The organism is Streptomyces sp. NPDC001401 (assembly GCF_042895385.1).
Classification (GTDB): domain Bacteria; phylum Actinomycetota; class Actinomycetes; order Streptomycetales; family Streptomycetaceae; genus Streptomyces.
Window position 1 is genome coordinate 139,461 of record NZ_JBIAWI010000006.1, and the last position, 17,256, is coordinate 156,716.

Genomic DNA, 17,256 nt, shown 5'->3' on the forward strand with positions numbered 1-17,256 from the left:
CGGTTCAGCCCAGTTCGCGCAGGAGCTGGGCCGCCGCCTCGGCGCCCGCCGCGAACGCGGCCTCGTGCGAGCCGATCTGGTCCGGGCCCAGCTGCTTGGAGTGGAAGTAGGACCCGCACAGCTTCAACCGGGTGCCCTCGTTGGCGTCGTAGATCGCCGACTGCCGCTGGCGCAGATCCATGTCGATGACCGGGTGGGTGTAGTCGAACTCGGCGAGGACCGAGGCGGCGTCCACCGGGCCGGGCGGGTCGAGGGTGACGAAGTAGTCCCGCTCGGCCGTGAAGTCCTGCAGCTGGTTGAGGTAGTAGGTGACGAAGCAACGGGTCTCGCCGTCCACCCGGAGTTTGCCGTAGTTCCAGGACATCCAGCTGTCCCGGTCCGTGGGCATCAGGGACGGGTCGGTGTGCAGGACCACCCGGGAGCGGCTGTACCGCACCCCTTCCACCGCCGCCCGCTGGGCGTCGGTGGGGTTCTGCAGCAGGGCGAAGGCCTCGTCGGCGTGCGTGGCGAGCACTGCGTAGTCGAACCGCTCCGTGCCGGCGGCCGTGGTCACGGAGACATGATCCGGCTCCTGCCGTACGCCGGTTGCCGCAGCGGAGACCCGCAGGTCGGGGCCGATCGCCGCGAGGGCCTTGCGGACGTAGGAGATCGAACCGCCGCCCACCGTCCGCCAGTCGACCCGCTGCCCGCCGAGACCGCCCTCGTCGTGGCCGACGAAGAACGCGATCACCGTCGCCGCCGGCATCTCCCAGATCAGCTCGGCGGGCACCGACCAGACCGCCGAGCACAGCATGATCAGGAACGAGTGGCGGAACTCCTGGCTGTAGCCGCCCTGGTCCAGGTAGGCGCCCAGCGACATGTTCGCCCGGCCGCGCACGAAGTCCCGGCGGCTCTCCTCGTGGAAGCGGCGCGCCTCCCGCCAGACCGTCGGGAAGGCCGGGTGGTCGGCGGCGTAGCGCTCTTCGATGGCGGACTCGTCCCACTCGAGTTCCTCGGTGCCGAACTCCAGCCCGCTGTCGAGGTCGAAGAAGGTGAAGCCGCCCGGGTGGGCGACCGTCTCGACGCCCAACTCGTCGAAGAAGGCGGTCAGTTGCGGGTAGAAGCGGCGGTTGCAGACGATGAACGCCGTGTCCAGGCCGATGGTCCGGCCGTTCTCCTCGACCTCCACGGTGTTGGCGTGGCCGCCCGGCCGGTTCTCGCGCTCGAAGATCGTGATGCGGGCGCGGTCGCGCAGGTGGTAGGCGGCGGACAGGCCGGCGGGGCCGGCCCCGATCACGGCGATGTTCAGCGGGGTGTGCTGGGGCATGGCAGGTCTTCCTTCCGGGAGAGAGGCGGCATGGGGGGCGTGGTCTTCCGGCCCCAGGCGGGGTGGCGGTGGCGCAGGGTGCCGCCGCCCTCGGTCGCCACGGCGACGAGGTGGTCCGGGTACGGGCGCAGCAGCTGGAGCTGCCATCGCGCGGCGGCGGCCGGCCGGCGGTGGTCGATGACGGTGAACCGTCCGGCACCGGCCCGCCGGAAGTGCACGCCCGCCGGGCCGTCGGCCAGGCCCACACCGAGTCCCTTGAGGTAGGCCTCGGTGAGCACCCATCGGTTGGTCGGGTCGAGGGCCGAGGTGGCGGACCGGTAGGGGCCGGACCGGTCGGCGGTGTCGAAGTAGGCGCTCACGAAGCGCGTCTTGTCGGGGTCGAAGGGGACGCGCTCGACGTCCACCCCGCAGGCCCGGCCCCGCGTGACCACGCACACGATCAGGCCATCGGTGTGCGACAGGTTGAACCGCAGTCCGTGATCCGGGCGAGGTTCGGGCCGGCCGGTGCGGGTGAGGGCGAACTGCCAAGTGTCCGGCGGAAGTTCGGCACGGGCGCTGAGGGCGAGCCGGCTCAGCAGACGGCCGCCGAGAAAGCGCCGCCGGGAGGCCGGGCGGCGCAGCCGCTCATGCCGCTCCCGCTCCGAGGAACTCAGCAGCGCGGTCCCGCCCATGCGGGAGGCCAGCTCCGCCACCCGCTGCTCGGGCAGCGTCCACAGGTCGATCGCCCGCGTGTCAGGGGTCACCGGGCTTCCGCGCACCGGGCCCCCTCGGTGGGGGCGGTGCGGTCCGCCAGGGTGATCGGCCAGTGCGACAGCAGCCGGTTCTCTTCGTGCAGCCGGGTGAGTACGGCCAGCACCTCGTCGGCGGCGGTCGGGTCGCGATAGGGCTCGTACGGGTGGAACTGCCGGTTCAGCCGCTCCAGTTGGAGCAGCAGCAGGGCAGCACTCGGCAGCGGGGCGGCCATCGACTCCTGCGAGTGGACGTAGGTGTGCACGCACGCGGCGGCCGCGTGCACCAGGCAGTACTCCTGCGCCAGGTCGAAGAGCTCGGCCGAGGTGGCGTACCCGCGGCCCAGCTCCGCCCGCAGCCGCTGCGCCCGCTCCTCCAACGGGCCGAGCCTGCCCAGCAGCTGGCCGGCCACGTCGGCGGCGAGCAGCAGCCGGTCGCGGTCCTTGTCGGCTGCCCGGTCGGCGAGCAACCGCAGCCGTACCAGAGCGTCGGGTGAAGCCAGGATCGCGTCGTCGAGACCGCGGCTGGACAGCTCCTGCAAGTGCGGCCGGTAGAGGGGAAGTTCGGCGTCCATGGCGTAGAGCAGGGCGGTGTGCTCCGCGGCCTCGCGGCGCAGCTCCGGGCTCGCCGTGCGCGCCCTCTCCAGGAGGGATGCCAGCTGGTGGCCGATATTGCGCAGATTGACGACGGTGTTGCCGTCGGCGACGTTCGTCACCGACAGGTCGCGCAGCATCTTCTGGTGCATGCCGAAGCGGGGATGCGTGCGCAGGAACGTCCGCGCGCCGAGCACCACGCTCAGCCGGGAGTGCGTCTGCTCCAGCAGCGTCGGCACCACGTACTTGGCCACCGACGACCACACGCTCACCTGCGCCGGCGAGGCCTGCACGCTGCGCACCGCGCCCAGGCACACCGCGTCCGCCACCATCAAGTCGGCGAAAGACTCGGCGAGCTGGCGCCCGGTGTACGGGGAGTCGATCACAGGGGTGTTGAACAGCACCCGGTCCTGCGCGAACTCCAGCGCGGCACGCAACGAGGTGTCCACGCCCGACAGGGCAAGGCTGAGGATCACCAGCCGTGCCGTCTGACTGGTTTTCAGGGCGATCTCCAGTCCCTGCCCCTCGGCCCCGATGCGGTCGGACTCGGGCACGAACACCCCGTCCATCCGCAGGCCGCTGAGATCCAGGGCCCGCACGCCGTGCAGCTTGAGCAGCGGCGTCTCGCGCACCGTCTCGGCCTCGGCCCGCCACTTGTCGACGACGAGGATCGAATAGTCCCCGGCGCCGCCGCGCGGCCCGGTGCGGGCGAAGACGACCATGCGGTCGGCGAAGGTGGCGTTGCCGATCGGCCACTTCTCACCGGCCAGCCGGTAGCCGCCCGGCACCTTCTCGGCGACCACCTCATTGCTCAGCAGATCGCTGCCGTGCGCGGCCTCGGACAGCCCCCACGCGATGCTGACGCCGCCGTGCACGTCGTCGATCTGCCGGCGCTTCTGCTCGTCGGTGCCTGCGATCCACACCGGCGTGAACGCGGCATTGGTCAGGCCCAGCGCGATCGCGGTCGCCCCGTCCCGGCGTGCGACCAGCCGCATCAGCGTGAACCCGGTCTCCGGGTTGCCGGCCTTGCCGCCCTGCTCGGCGGGCAGCCCGTAGTCGAGGAAGCCCCAGCGGTGCAGCATGCTGACGAAGGCGTACGGGAAGCTGTCGCGCTCGTCGTGGTCCAGTACGGCGGGGAAGGACATCCGGCTCGCCGGGTCGTGCGGATCGCCGAGGTACTGCTCGAGCCGCTCGGCGAGTTCGGTCAACTCGGCCTGGGACATCAGGAGTTCTCCATCCGGTGCGAGGCGGGAGCGAGAGGGACGGGCAGGGCGGTCAGCAGCCGGTTGTCGCCGGTGAGCGCCAGGGTGGTGTCCAGGGCGGGCAGCAGTTCGGGGCCCGCGCGGCGGGGGTCGACGCCGTCGGCGCGGGCCAGCAGGAAGGCGAGGGCCGCGCGCAGCCAGCCCGCCTCGCCCGGCTCACCGCCGTACAGCGAACGGCCGCGGTTGGCCCACCACAGGTGCACGCACGCGGCGGCGGCGTGCAGCCAGGCGTAGCGCTCGGCCAGGTCGACCAGGGCGGTGGGACGGGCGCCGGGCCGCCGTACCGCAGCGGCCTCGAGCTCCAACGCGGCCAGTCCATCGCCGAGTTGCCAAACGAGCGCCGCGGTGCGGTCCTCCAGGACGTCGCAGACATCGGGCAGTTGGCCCATCACGGGGTCCGCGCCACGGACGACCAGGTCCAGCCGGGTCGGCTCGTAGGGCGGCAACTCGGCGTCGAGGTCGAAGATCCGATGCAGGGCGTCCTGACCCGGTGTGCCCGCACGCCCGGCGAGCGAGGGGATCTGGGCCGCGTACGCGCGCAGGTTGGCCAGCGGGCTGGCGTCGATCACCCGGACCACGCCCACATCACGCTGCAGCTTCTGGAACAGTCCGGCGCCCGGCGCCTGTTCGCGCAGCACCGAGCGGGTGGCGAGGACGCCGGCGCAGCGCCGGACCAGTTCGTCGGTGGCCTCCGCCACCACGTGCTTGGCGGCGAGCGCCCAGACGCTGAACGCCCCCGGGACGACATGGATGCCCCGGGCGGCGGCCAGCGCCACCGCGTCCGCGGCCAGCAGCGCCGCGGAGGCGATCGCCAGGTCCCGGCGCGCATGCGGTGATTCGGCCAGCGGCCGGCCGGAGACCTGCCGCTCGGCGGCGAAACGAAGCGTCAGACGCAGGGCGCTGTCCGCGCAGCCGAGGCTGCCGGCCATGCTCATCAGGCGTACGGCCTGCTGGGCGAGGACGGCCACTTCGAGCCCCTCACCCTTCTTGCCGACCAGAGCGCCGTCGGGAACCCGCAGCCCGGTGAAGCGCAACCGCGCGGTGTCCACCCCCCGCATGCCCCCGGTGCGGGCGCCGGGTTCACGGACCAGCCCCTCACCCTCCGGGTCCAGCAGGAACGCCGAGAAGGCCCCCGGGCCGCGCTTGCCGGTGCGGGCGAGCACATAGACGGCCTCGCAGCGCAGGCCGTTGCCGACCATCCACTTCTCGCCGTACAGCCGCCCGTCCTCGTCGAGCCGCACCTCGCCCGACAGCAGATCGCTGCCGTGCTCGGCCTCGGTCAGGGCGAACGCCACCGAGCCGCCGCGGGTCAGGATGCCGGCCACCCGACGCCGCTGCTCCTCGCTGCCGTGCAGTTGGAGGCAGGTGGCGGCGATGATGCCGAACATGGTCCCGGGCATGACGTTGACGTCCCGGCGGGCCGCGGCGCGCACCAAAGTCATGCTGTCGGCGAAGGAGTCGAGGGTGCCGCCCCACTCCCTGGGCAGGTAGTTGAGGTGGAAGCCCGCCGAGACGAGCGTGCGGCACAGCTCGTCCGGGTGGGCGTCGCTCTCGTCGCGGGCGACGGCGGCGGCGAAGCCGTACGGGTTGGCGGGGTCGTCGGGATCCCCGAGGAGCTCCTCCACGGCCTGTGGCGTCAACTCGCCCATCGGGCCGCCTCGGTGAGGGCGGGCAGCTCCAGCGGAACGGGCTGGTAGTCGGCCGCGGAGGAGGGGATGGTCACGCCCGCGGTGGCCAGCTGGGCCAGGCGGGTGTGGAAGGCGGCGCCGCGCATCAGATGGTGGGCGACGTCGGCGACCGTCCGGTTCTCGGGGGTGCTGAGGTAGCTGCCGGCGACCCAGGCGTTGAAGCTGCCCATCGAAGGGCCGCACCAGATCTGGTAGTCGGCCGTGCGGTCGGCCTCGCCGGTCACCGCCCAGCGCGAGGCCATGCCCAGGTACCAGCGGAACACCAGCGCCATCCGGCGCTTGGGGTTGTCCGCGGCACGCGCGAGCTGGTCCGGGTCGCGGCGGCTGAAGTACGCCACGCACTCCTGCCAGATCGCCTCCAGCGGACGGCGGAACAGCTGCGACTCCAGCCGCGCCCGCTCCTCGGCGGGCAACGCCTCCAGGCCGTCGTAGGCCTGGTAGAGGCGGTAGAGCTGCTGGGCCCGCATCGCGAACATCGAGCCGCGGCGGAGCACCTGGAGCTCCACACCCATCTCGAACATGTCGGCCGCGGGCGCCATCACGCAGTCCGTGACCTCCGCCTGGGCGAGCAGCGCCCGGGCGGCCGGTGAGGTCCCGGACTCAAGGCAGGACTGGTTGACGGAACCGGTCACCACGTACGCCGCGCCCATGGTGAAGGCGGCGGCGACGGCCGACGGGGTGCCGAGGCCGCCCGCCGCACCGACCCGGATGGGGGTGGCGTAGCGGTGTTCGCGCTGGATGTGGTCGCGCACGCGCAGGATGACCGGGAAGAGGGCCGGCAGCGGACGGCGGTCGGTGTGGCCGCCGGAGTCGGCCTCCACGGTGATGTCGTCCGCGAGCGGCACATGATGGGCGAGCTGCGCCTGCTCCGGAGTGACGAGCCCGTCCCGCAGCAGGGTGTCGACCAGCGCGGCCGGGGCGGGGCGCATGAAGCGTTCGGCGGTCTCCGCCCGGGACACCTTGGCGATGAGCCGGTGCTCGGCGACCACCCGGCCGGACGGGTCGCGCCGCAGCCCGGCCAGCCGGTAGCGGACCAGGTGCGCGGTCAGCCCGAGGTACGCGGAGGCCTCCACGCACCGCACACCGTGCCGCAGGAACAGCTCGACCGCCTCGCGTTCCAGCCGTTCCTCGCTCGGGCTGTGAATGAGATTCACCGCGTACGGCAGCCCGGGGATCTCGGCGGCGAACCGGCCCAGTACCTTCGCGATCGTCTCCGGCAGCAGGCCCGCCGCGCCGAAGGAGGCGAGGAAGCCCTGCCGGGCCAGCGCGATCACCAGGTCGGCGGAGGCGATCCCGCCGGCCATGGCGCCCGCCATGTACGACTGCCGTACGCCGTGCGCGGCCCGGAACTCGGCCGAGCCGAGCCGCTCGGGCGGGAGGGCGGGTACGGCGGCCAGGACGGCGGGGCCGTTGCCGCCGGGGGCCGCCGTACCGCCCGCGACCGCGCCGATGCCGCGCGCCGTCGAGACGATGAAGCAGGGCTGCTCCACCTGGGCCAGGGCCTGGTGGATTCCGGCCGAGTCGACGCTCGGACATCCGGTTCCGGACCAGCGGAGCGGGTCCTGTGTCGTGCTCATGGGTAGTCAAACTCCTCGGCTGAGGGGACGTCAGTCGGCTTCGGGACGGACTTCGATGGCCACGTCTGTGAGTTCGTAGATGCGCAGGCCCGGCTTCCACAGGTCCGCGTCGGCGATCAGCAGCAGCCGGTCCGCCTCCCTGCGGACCTCCTTGACGTGCACGTCGAAGAACAGCTCGCGGTCGTCGCGCAGGATCTGACCCCGGTACTTCCACTTGGTCTCGACGCCGGTGGCCATGGCGAAGCTCGGCCGGGCGATGCCCTCGGCGAGGTTCCCGTCCAGGACGAACAGGCGCATCGCCTGCAGCACCGCCTCGACGCCCAGCGAGCCCGGCATCACCGGGTCCCGGTGGAAGTGGCAGTCGAAGTACCACTCGTCGGGGCGGAGGCTGCGGTGGCCGTGCAGATATCCGGCGCCGTAGCGGCCGCCGTCCGCAACCAGGTCGACCCGGTCGACGAGGTCGAACCGTCCGGCGGGCAGGTGCAGTCGACCGCCCGCGGAGTCGCGGAAGACGGGTGAGCCCTCGCCCAGCTCGATCCGCTTCACCCGGTCGGCCGCCGGCTGCTCCGCCTCGATCCACGGCTTGCGGTAGGTGCCGCTGTCCAGGCCGACCTGGTTGGACAGGGCAGCGGCGTTGAAGTACCCGAAGAGGGACTCGCCGGTGTAGAACACCTCCCCGTCGGCGCTCAGTTCGTACGAGAAGTTCTGAAGTACCGCACCGGAGACGACACTTGTCATCAGCAGCTTCGAGTGGTGCCGGATGGTCCTGCCGCGCAGGTCGATGTCCTTGACCAGGGTCGCCCGGCCGTCGAGGTTGCGGATGGCGTACTCCTCCTCGGGCTGGCGCAGCGTGGCGCCCAGGTAGTAGCCGAGGAAGATCGCCGCCTGCAGCGAGGACTCCATGTACACGCAGTTCGGCATGTACGGCGAGGAGTTCTGCGCGTAGTACCAGGCGTCGTCCGGCGAGTCGTACTCCGTGATCATCTCCGAGCCGGGGCTCAGGTCGCCGCGTGTCCCGGTGAGGGACATGACCCGGTCGACGAACTGGAAGTCGCCGTTGGGGATGTAGGGGGCGCGGGAGTTGCGGTAGATCTCGAACTCCGGGCCCATCGCCATGTCCAGCAGGCCCTTGGCGGAATGGGCCAGATGCAGCTCGTTGATCATGGCGGGTTCGCCGTTGCGGTTACGGCGGCCCAGGAACTTCGGCACGCCGCCGATCTCCGGCCGGTACGGCGTGCCGGGCTTCTCCACGATCTGCAGACCGAGGTTCTGCATTCGCACCACCGGCTTGTCGCCGAGGTAGACGAGGACGTCCGCGATCACGGTCGGCCGCGGCAGCAGCGTCAGTTCGGTGACCTCGACCTCGTAGCGGATCTCGGCGTCCTTCGGGGTGACCTGGCCGCGCACCTGGACGTCGATACGGCGCCCGGTCACCGTCTGGAAGCGGGCGTCCGGGAGCGTGAGATGCATGCCCTGGTGCAGCAGGTAGATCTGCAGCAACTGGACCGCGCCCTCGGCGATCAGCGAGCCGGCGAGCACCGGGTCGTCCGGGAAGTGGCAGGTGAAGTACCAGCCGTCCGGCCGAAGGCGCTTGACCGCGCCGATCGAGCCGAGCTCGCAGGGGCCGCCCTTGCGGTCGATGGTGACCTCGTCGACCATGCGCAGCCGTTCGTCCGGCAGCCGCAGCGCCGGGTTGATGCCCGGGTCCTGCGCGTGGTCGGGGCCGAAGACCTCACCGGGCCGGCCCTGCGCCAGCAGCTCCAGGTCGTTCGCGTCGAGCCGGTCCTTGCGGGCGTACGCCAGCGGCTTGAAGGTGCCCTTGGGCAGCGCGGCCCGGCGGGCGCGGTCCTTGTCGGTGAGGACGACACCGAGCGGGGTCTCCAGCTCGCGCTTGCTGAAGAACCCGGCGCAGGCGTCCTTGAGTTCGAGGATCAGCTCCCCGTCGGCGTAGCAGTGGTAGCTGAAGAAGAAGATCGTGGTGTCGCCCTGGTGGACGAACCGGTCGATGGAGATCTCGTAGCGCAGGGTCTGTCCGGTCGTGGGCAGTCCGCCGTGGAAGATGAGCGAGCTGTCGAGCAGGCGGTAGACCCGCTCGCCCTTGTTGCGGAAGTCGATGCCGAGATAGCTGACGAGCAGCAGGTCGCACTGGCCTGACTCCACGGTCACGGCCGGGGGGACCCCGCCGTCGACGGCGTACCAGGCGTCCTCGGGGACGTCGTACTCGGTGGTGATGCGGGACGGCTCCAACACCCCCGGCCTGGCGTCCAGTTCGGTGACGCGGGTGACGAAGTGGTAGGGCGGTGCGGGCAGCCGCACCCGGGCACCGTAGGTGTCGATCTCGGCGAAGTCGGGGCCGAAGACCTTGGCCACGGAGCCGGTGGCGAACTCCAGCAGGTCAGCCTCGTCCCAGACGACGCCCTCGTGGACCGTGGGCGGCTCCTGCGTGGGGGGCTCTTGAGGGAGGGCCGGGGCTGAAGCGGGCGTGGCAGGACGGTGGCTGGGGGGCGGCGCCGGCCTGTCAAGGAGAGTCTCGTTGCGGTCAGGGAGGGTCTCGGGGCGGTCGAGGAGAGTCTCGGTGCGTTCGAGGGTGGCTTCCTGGAGCACCCGGTGGGTTTCCATCACCACCTCGTGGGTGGCCAGCATCTCGCGCCGCAGGTCCCGCACCAGGTCGGCGACTTGGCCGCGGCCGGCGGTGGTGGGCTCGGAAGGCGCAGGCGCAGACGCCGGCGGTTCGACGAGCGGGGGTGCGGTCTCGGCCGGGGTGGCGGCCACCGGCGGCTGCGGGCCGCCCCAGGCGAGGACCGTGACCGGATCGCCGTCGAAGGTGATCACCTCGGAGATTTCCAGGGTCGGGTCGGCGGGCATGTCGGCGGACTCCTCCGGCGGGACGGAAAGGACGGGTACGGCGGGCAGGTACGGCGCGGTCGCAGGGACGGCGGAGGCGGGTGCGGGGTCGGCGGATGGTGCCGAAGTCGCCGGGGCGGCGGGTGTGGGGGTGGTGGACGGCTCCGAGGCCGTCGCAGCGGCGGAAGCCGCGGCGGACGATCTCGTGGTTGCCGGAGCGGCAGGTGCGCGGACGACGGGCGCCTCGGCGCGGCGGGCACTCGGTGGGGCGACCGTCTCGCGGAGCGCGTGAGCCGGCGTCGTGGGCTCCTGCCGGCCCGCCCCCGACAACGCGGCCACGGCCTCACGGGCGATGCGCTGCGGGATGGCTTCTCCCTGGCCCAGCCGGATGGTGGGCAGACGGCGGGTCTTCGCAGCGGCCTCTGCGGCCGGCCCCAGCAGGGCGGTCAGGTCCACCGGCAGACCGTGGCCGACGAGCCGGGCCGCCAGGTGGGCCAGCGGTGTGGTGGCCGGAACGCCCCGGCGGTCTACGCAGGCGGCCACGTGCGGGGCGTCGCCGAGGGTGTCCCGGATCCAGCGCGAGCAGGTGGCGCCCGGGCCGACCTCGATGAAGTACCGGTAGCCCCGCTCGTACGCCGCCCGCACCAGGCGCGGGAAGTCGATCTCGGAGCGCAGGGTGTGCGCGATGCGCCGAGGGGACTCGGCCAGCCGCTCGGCGGGCAGCGGCTGGTAGTCGTAGGCGCTGAACAGTTCCAGGTCGCCGAACGAGCCGAGCGGGTAGTCGTTCATGCGGGCCAGGGCGTCGAGTTCGGGGTCCACGACCGGGCAGTGCATGACGACGTTGACGGGAGAGCGGGCGGCCGGGCAGCCCAACTCCGCGATGAGCGCGCGGCATTGGTCCGGGTCGCCCGCGATCACCAGCTCCTGCGGGGTGTTGACGTGGGTGAGGTGGACGCGGTCGTAGCGGGCGAGCGCCTCGCGCACCGGCTCGGCGGGGGACAGGAGCACATGGGACGCCCACACCTGGGCGTCGGGGGTGTCCTCGGACAGACCCCACGACTCCCGCACCGTGCGCCGTGGTCCGCACAGCCGGTCCTGGAAGACCGGGCTGTCGCTGATCAGGGCGTCACTACGGCCGGCCGGGTCCCAGCCGCCCGTCGCGAACAGCATGCTCGACTCGCCGAGGCTGTAGCCGAACCCGCCGTGCGCGGTGATGCCGAGCACCTCCCGCACGAGCGCGGTGTAGAGGATCGAGAAGCTCGTGCCGGTGGCCAGCATGAACGGGACGTCGTCGCCGAGCCGCTCCTCCAGCCGCATCAGGCCACGCCGGTCGAGGGCTTCCAGAGTGCGGGGGTAGAGGTGGGCGGCGCGCAGCATCCGGGCCGGCTCGGCGGCCTGCCGCTCGAAGCGGTCGAGCAGGCCGGGGAAGGCCCGGAACAGGTCGGCGCCCAGGCCCGGGTAGCTGTTGAAGGCCCCGGGGTAGACCAGCGCAACCTTGCCGGAGGGGCCGATGGGCCGCGGCGTGAAGAAGGAACCGGCCGGAGTGGCCCACTCCCTGCCCTCGGCGTGAGCTGCCGGAACATCGCGGATGGCCAGCTCCAACTGCCGTATCAGCGCCTCGCGTTCACCACCCACGAGCACGATGCGCAGTGCCCGCGCCGCCAGGCCTTCGGCCGCCTGGCGCGCCAGCACCCGCGGGTCGGCCCCGTCGGTGAGCAGCGCGCGGTGCCGCTCGGCCTCGGCCAGCAGTCCGTCCGGTGTGTCGGCGGCCAGTGCCAGCAGTACGGGACCGCCCGCCCGGTGCCAGTCGGCGGCGGGACGGGGACGTTCGGCAGTCGGTACGGAGGACAGCACCACGTGGGCGTGGGAGCCGCTCGCGCCCACGATGTCCACGGCGGCACGACGACGGTCCTCGGACCGCTCCCGCAGCCAGGGACGCGAGGCGTCGGGCACGTACAGCGCGGAGCCGGCGAAGAGCTCGGCGAGGTCCTCGGCGGGGCGGCGCCAGCCGGGCGTGCCGGGCAGATAGCCGTGCCGGACGCACAGCACGGCCCGGATCAGACCGGCCAGCCCGGCGGCGCAACCGGTGTCGCCCAGCTGGGACTTGGCGCTGCCGAGCGCCGTGCTGCCGGATCCGTGCCGGTAGACCCGTGACAGGGCGGCGAGCTCGGCACGGTCGCCGTCGACGGTGCCGCCCGCGTGGGCCTCCAGGTATCCCACGTCGGTGGCGGCGACCCCGGCCTCCTCCAGTGCCGCCGTCGCGGCCTCGGCCAGGGCGTCGGATGTGTCGCCGTAGCGCACCGCGACCGCGTCGATCCGGGCGTGCACCCGGCCCGGCAGCGCATCGGCGCGCGTGACGACCATGGCGCCCGCGCCGTCGCCGACACGCCACCCACGGGAGCCCTCGTTGAAGGACAGCCCCGCCTCGGAGGCCGGCCGGGGGCCCGTCAGCAGGCTTTCCGCCGAACCCGCCAGATCCACGGCGCCGACCAGCACCGCCTCCAGCTCCGGGTCGAGCAGCAGCAGTCGGGCGACCTCCAGGGCCTCCGCGGTACCCGCGCCCTCGGCCGAGAGCGTGAACGAAGGGCCGGTGAGGTTCCAGCGGGAGGAGATCCGCCCGGCCATGACATTGCCGATGTAGCTCAGGACCTCGTTCGCGCCGATCGGGTCCACCACGGCGTCCCGGGCGACCTCGGCGAGTGCCGCCCGCTGTTCCTCGGTGAGCTGGATCCCGGCCCGGTCGAACTCGGCGCGCAGGAACGCCGCAAGGCCGTACCGGCTCAGCCGGGCGTGCGTGTACGGCTCCAGTTCCGCGGCCACCACCACGGCCACCCGGCGCGGGGCGGGCGTGTCGCGCCCGGTGCCGAGCTGGAACCCGGCGTCGCGCAGGGCCTCGTCCGCGACCCTGGTCATCAGGGCGTGCTGCGGGTTGTAGATGCGCAAGTCAGCGGGAGGAACGCGGAGTTCGGCGGGGTCGACCTCGACGCCGTCGACGAACGCGCCGTGCGGTGCGGTGAGTCCTGCCTCGTCGAGGGTTCCGCCCTCGGTGGCGTCCAGGCCCCGCCAGCGCCGCTCGGGCAGCGGCCGTAGCGCGTCCTCGCCGCGGTGGACGGCGCGCTCGAAGGCGTCCAGCGTCTCCAGCGATCCGTAGGAAGCCCCGAGGCCCACGACGTCCAGCCCGGGCAGCTTCCTGGGCTCGGCGTCGGCGTGCGCCGCCGTGTCGGGCGCGGCGGAGAGCACGACGTGCGCGTTCGTGCCGCCGAAGCCGAAGGCGGACACCGCCGCCCGTCGGGGACCTGGGTTCTCCGGCCACGGGCGCGGGGAGCGCACCAGGGTCTGGGCACTGACCTTTCCGTCCGGGGAGCTGATCGGCTCCGCCACTCCGACGGTCGGCGGGATGGTGCCGTCGGCCATGGCCAGCACGACCTTGAGCAGGCTGCTCAGTCCGCCGACGGTCAGCAGATGCCCGATGTTGCCCTTGGCCGACCCGAGCAGCGGCACCCGGCCGTGCGCGCCGAAGAACTCCGCGACGGACTCCGCCTCGGTCGCGTCCCCGATGGGCGTGCCGGTGGCGTGGCACTCCAGGTAGTCGATGTCGGCCGGGTCGACGCCCGCGTCGGCGTAGGCCCGGGCCAGCGCGTCGAGCTGGCCGTTCTTGCGCGGTACGAGGGGGTGGCGGCCGGCGCCGTCGTTCGACAGGCCGATGCCGTCCACCACGGCGTGGATGCGGTCGCCGTCGCGCAGCGCGTCGGCCAGCCGCTTGACCGCGACCATGCCGGCGCCCTGCCCGGTGACGATGCCGCGGGAGCGGCCGTCGAGGGGCTGGCTGAAGCCGTCCTCGGGGTAGGCGTGCAGGTCGGAGAAGGACAGGTGGATCAGGGTCGGGTCGGGCGCGCAGACGGCGCCCGCCAGCACCACGTCCGCCCGGCCGGAGGCGAGGTGACCGCAGGCGAGGCTGAGGGCGTACAGCGCCGACGAGCAGGCCGCGTCCAGGCAGTAGCGCGGTCCGCCGAGACCGAGGGCGGCGGCGGTGACCGCGGCGGGCGAACCGCTCACCCGCAGGTTCTCCGGAACGATCGCGTCCCGGTCCACCAGCGGGCGCGCCCCCTCCAGCCCGGCGAGCTCGGGCAGCCCGGCCCGGCGCAGCCCGGCCAGCACGGCCTCCTGCGCCAGCGGGACGCTGACCTTCGCCGAAGTCGGCGTAGGAAAGGAGTAGTTGCCCATGACGAGGCCGGTGCGGGCCAGGATCTCGGGGCGGTCGGCCAGGCCGCAGTCGCGCAGTGCCTCGCGGGCGGTGTGCATCGACCAGTGGAAGAGGCGGTCGAGGCGGGAGAGGCGGTCGGCGTCCAGGCGGTAGCCGGCCGGGTCGAAGCGGAAGTCCGTGACGAAGCCGCCGCGGCGCGACGTGATGCGGTGGCGGGGGTCGAGGTCACGCTCGTCGAGCGGTGCTCCGAAGACCTCCTCGCCGCCGTCACGTCGGCTGTCCGTGCCGGTGCGGAGGTTGTGCAGGAAGTCGTCCGGGGTGTGGGCGCCGGGGAACAGACAGGAGATCCCGACGATGGCGAACTTGCTCATTGCAGCTGTCTCCTCCAAGGGGCCGGGCCCGGCGGGCGGTCGGGGGAGGCCGTCCGCCGGACCCGGTGGTCCGTAGGTCGGTTCAGCGGCTCGCGAACTTGGCGGCCAGCTGCGGGGTGGACACAAGAGAGACGCCTGTGAACCGCATCAACACGCGTCCGTCGGGCGCACACGCCGTCACTGTGAGCGCCGCGCTCCGACCGTTCGTCGACTCCGGCTCCACCACCACGAGGAACGGCTCGCCGTCGGGCAGCGCCTCGAACAGGTCGACCTGTGCCACCGCCATCGGCAGGCTCGCCGTCTCCAGGTTCAGCCGCATCCACACCAGCGCGGCCTGCAGCAGCAGATCGGCGGTGCCGGGCGCGTACCGCTCGCCCCCGAACGCCCCACCGGCGGGCCGGTGTTCGGCCAGCGCGCACTCGAGGACCAGCCGCGGGGCACCCGACTCCAGCAATCGGCGCAGGCCGCGCAGCGACTCGCCGTGGAACAGCGTGCCGTCGGCGTAGAACCCCTGGGCGTCGCTGCCGCCGCCGAGGACGGGCAGCCCGGACAGGGGCTGCGGCCGCTCGGACGCCGCACCGAGGCTCACCCGAGCCGCGAAGTGCGGTCGCATGGCGCCTTCCCCGTTCACCGACCGGATCGAGACGTCGGCCTCGGCCCCGTCAGGCGTCGGGTCGACGGACAGCTGGAACCGGCCGGCGTCCAGGTCACCGTCGAAGACGACGCCCTTGTGGACCGAGAAGTCCCGTATTCGGGCAATGACTTGGCCGGTCAGCCGCTCGAGAGCGCCCACCGTCCAGCCCAGGGCCGCCGCCGCGGGCAGCACCGGTGCGTCGCCGATGACATGGTCGGCGACCAGGGGATCGGTCAGGAGGCCGGACAGGTCACGTTCCATGACGGTCGGCGCGGTGGCTGCGGAGTGCTCGGGCGCGGACAGGGGAGTGGTCGGCCCGAGGACGGTGACCACGTCACCCGCCCGCTCGGGGGCGAACTGCTCGGTGAACAGCCGGACTCCGGTCCCCTCAGGGATGAGGGTGATGCCGCGCTCCTCGAACACCGCCTTGATCTGCGGCGACACCATTCCGCTGTCCCAGGCGCCCCAGTTGAGCGCGGTCACATGGGCCTCGGGGTGGTTGCGCTTGTAGGCGGTGGCCCAGGCGTTGAGCACCTCGTTGGCCATCGCGTAGTCCGACTGGCCGCGGTTGCCGAAGAACCCGGCCACCGACGAGAACAGCATCACGTGCCGCAGCGGCCGGTCCCCCAGGGCTGCGAGCACCGAACGCAGTCCGCCGAGCTTCACGGCGAACACCCGCTCGATCTCGGCCGCCTTCTTCGCGGAGATCAGCTGATCGGCGAGGACTCCGGCACCGTGCACCACACCCGTGATCCGGTCGAGGTACGGCGCCAGCGCGGCGGCGGTGGCGGAGACGTCGGTGATGTCGACCGCCAGGTACTCGACCTCGCTGCCCGCTGCCCGTACCTCCGCCAGGGTCGCCCGGATCTCGCGCTCGCCGACGACCGACTGGTAGAGCTGCTCGACACGCTTGGGGGTCGGCTTCTCTCCCGCCTGCCGCAACTGCTCCACGGCCGCGGCCTTCAGCGCCGCCGCATCGGTGAGGCCGGCGGCCCACTCGGGCTCCGCGCCGAGTGCGGTACGGCCGAGCAGCAGCAGCCCGGGGCGGTGTGCGGCGGCGAGCGCGGCGACGCAGCGGGCGGTGATGCCGCGTCCGCCGCCCGTGACGACCAGCAGATCGTCCGAGGCGAGCACGGGGACGCCGGTGGCCGGGGCGGCCGGCTCCTCGCCGAGCGTGAGGGCGACCCTGCGGGTGCCGTCGTGGCCCACCTGGACCGAGGTGGCGCAGGCGTCGTGGATCTCGGCCAGGACCAGTTCGGCGGCCTGCACCGGGCTGAGGGCGGGCGCGAGATCCACGGCCCGGCAGAACACCTCGGGCGCCTCCACGGCGAGGGTCTTGACCAGGCCGGCGACACCGCCGGCCGGGGCCGTGTCCTCGGCCACTCCGTGCAGGCCGAAGGAGCCGTCGAGCCGGGTGGCGGTCACGAACGCGGCCCGCTGCCCGGTGCCGGCGGCGGCCGTCAGCGGTCCCACCACGTGCTTGGCGACGAGCAGTGTGTGCGCGAGCCGGCGCACCCCCTCCGCCCACGGCAGTTTGTCCGCGGCGGCGAAGAAGGCGACAAGATGCAGCGCATCCGCGGCCAACTGCTCGATGTACGAAGCGAGTTCCTGGGCGCCCCAGCCGGTGAGGGCCGCGTCCACGGCACCGGTGATCCGCTGCGGCACACCGGGCAGGCGCAGCACGCGCACCTGCCAGCCGTCCGCCACGAGTCCGGCCGCCGCGGCCTGAGCGACCTCGCTGCCGTCGTCCACGACGAGGGCGACGGCACCCTGCGGATAGGCGCCCACCAACCGGTCGGGCTCGGGCAGTTCCACGAGCGCGGCCTGCCCACGACCCAGCGCACCCGGCGTGGGGGCGTCGGCGACGGCGGTCTCCGACGGCACGTGGGACCGCTGCGGTTCAGGGGCCGTCGCCCCGGCCAGTCCGCCGACGAAGCCCACGATGTCGCCCAGTGTGCGGAGTTCGGCGAGTTGTTCGGGGCCGACGGGGGTGGGGCTGGGGAAGCGTTCCTGGAGGACGCCCATGATCTCGACGCGCTTGATGGAGT

At 72.9% G+C, this 17,256-nt stretch carries 7 protein-coding genes; all 7 read right to left on the reverse strand.

The genetic code is table 11. From position 1 onward, the window contains the following. Positions 1-4: 4 nt before the first annotated feature. Positions 5-1,306, reverse strand: coding sequence for an NAD(P)/FAD-dependent oxidoreductase (locus tag ACFY10_RS21880; RefSeq protein ID WP_390666839.1), 1,302 nt, complete (start codon positions 1,304-1,306; stop codon positions 5-7). Beyond that, positions 1,285-2,049, reverse strand: a complete 765-nt coding sequence (locus ACFY10_RS21885) for a 4'-phosphopantetheinyl transferase family protein (RefSeq protein WP_390666840.1) — start codon at positions 2,047-2,049, stop codon at positions 1,285-1,287. Before ACFY10_RS21885 ends, ACFY10_RS21880 begins: the two co-directional genes overlap by 22 nt. Then, positions 2,046-3,851 carry an acyl-CoA dehydrogenase family protein gene (locus ACFY10_RS21890; RefSeq protein ID WP_390666841.1) on the reverse strand — a complete coding sequence of 602 codons (1,806 nt, stop codon included), beginning with the start codon at positions 3,849-3,851 and terminating at the stop codon, positions 2,046-2,048. The genes ACFY10_RS21885 and ACFY10_RS21890 overlap by 4 nt, the downstream gene beginning before the upstream one ends. Then, a complete protein-coding gene (locus ACFY10_RS21895; RefSeq protein ID WP_390666842.1) occupies positions 3,851-5,539 on the reverse strand; it encodes an acyl-CoA dehydrogenase family protein in 1,689 nt (562 codons plus the stop codon). Before ACFY10_RS21895 ends, ACFY10_RS21890 begins: the two co-directional genes overlap by 1 nt. Beyond that, positions 5,527-7,155, reverse strand: a complete 1,629-nt coding sequence (locus ACFY10_RS21900; protein WP_390666843.1) for a PfaD family polyunsaturated fatty acid/polyketide biosynthesis protein — start codon at positions 7,153-7,155, stop codon at positions 5,527-5,529. Before ACFY10_RS21900 ends, ACFY10_RS21895 begins: the two co-directional genes overlap by 13 nt. 30 nt (positions 7,156-7,185) lie before the next feature. Then, positions 7,186-14,574, reverse strand: a complete 7,389-nt coding sequence (locus ACFY10_RS21905) for a beta-ketoacyl synthase N-terminal-like domain-containing protein (protein WP_390666844.1) — start codon at positions 14,572-14,574, stop codon at positions 7,186-7,188. 82 nt (positions 14,575-14,656) lie between these two features. Further along, a partial coding sequence (locus ACFY10_RS21910) for an SDR family NAD(P)-dependent oxidoreductase (RefSeq protein WP_390666845.1) occupies positions 14,657-17,256 on the reverse strand: 2,600 nt, incomplete at its 5' end.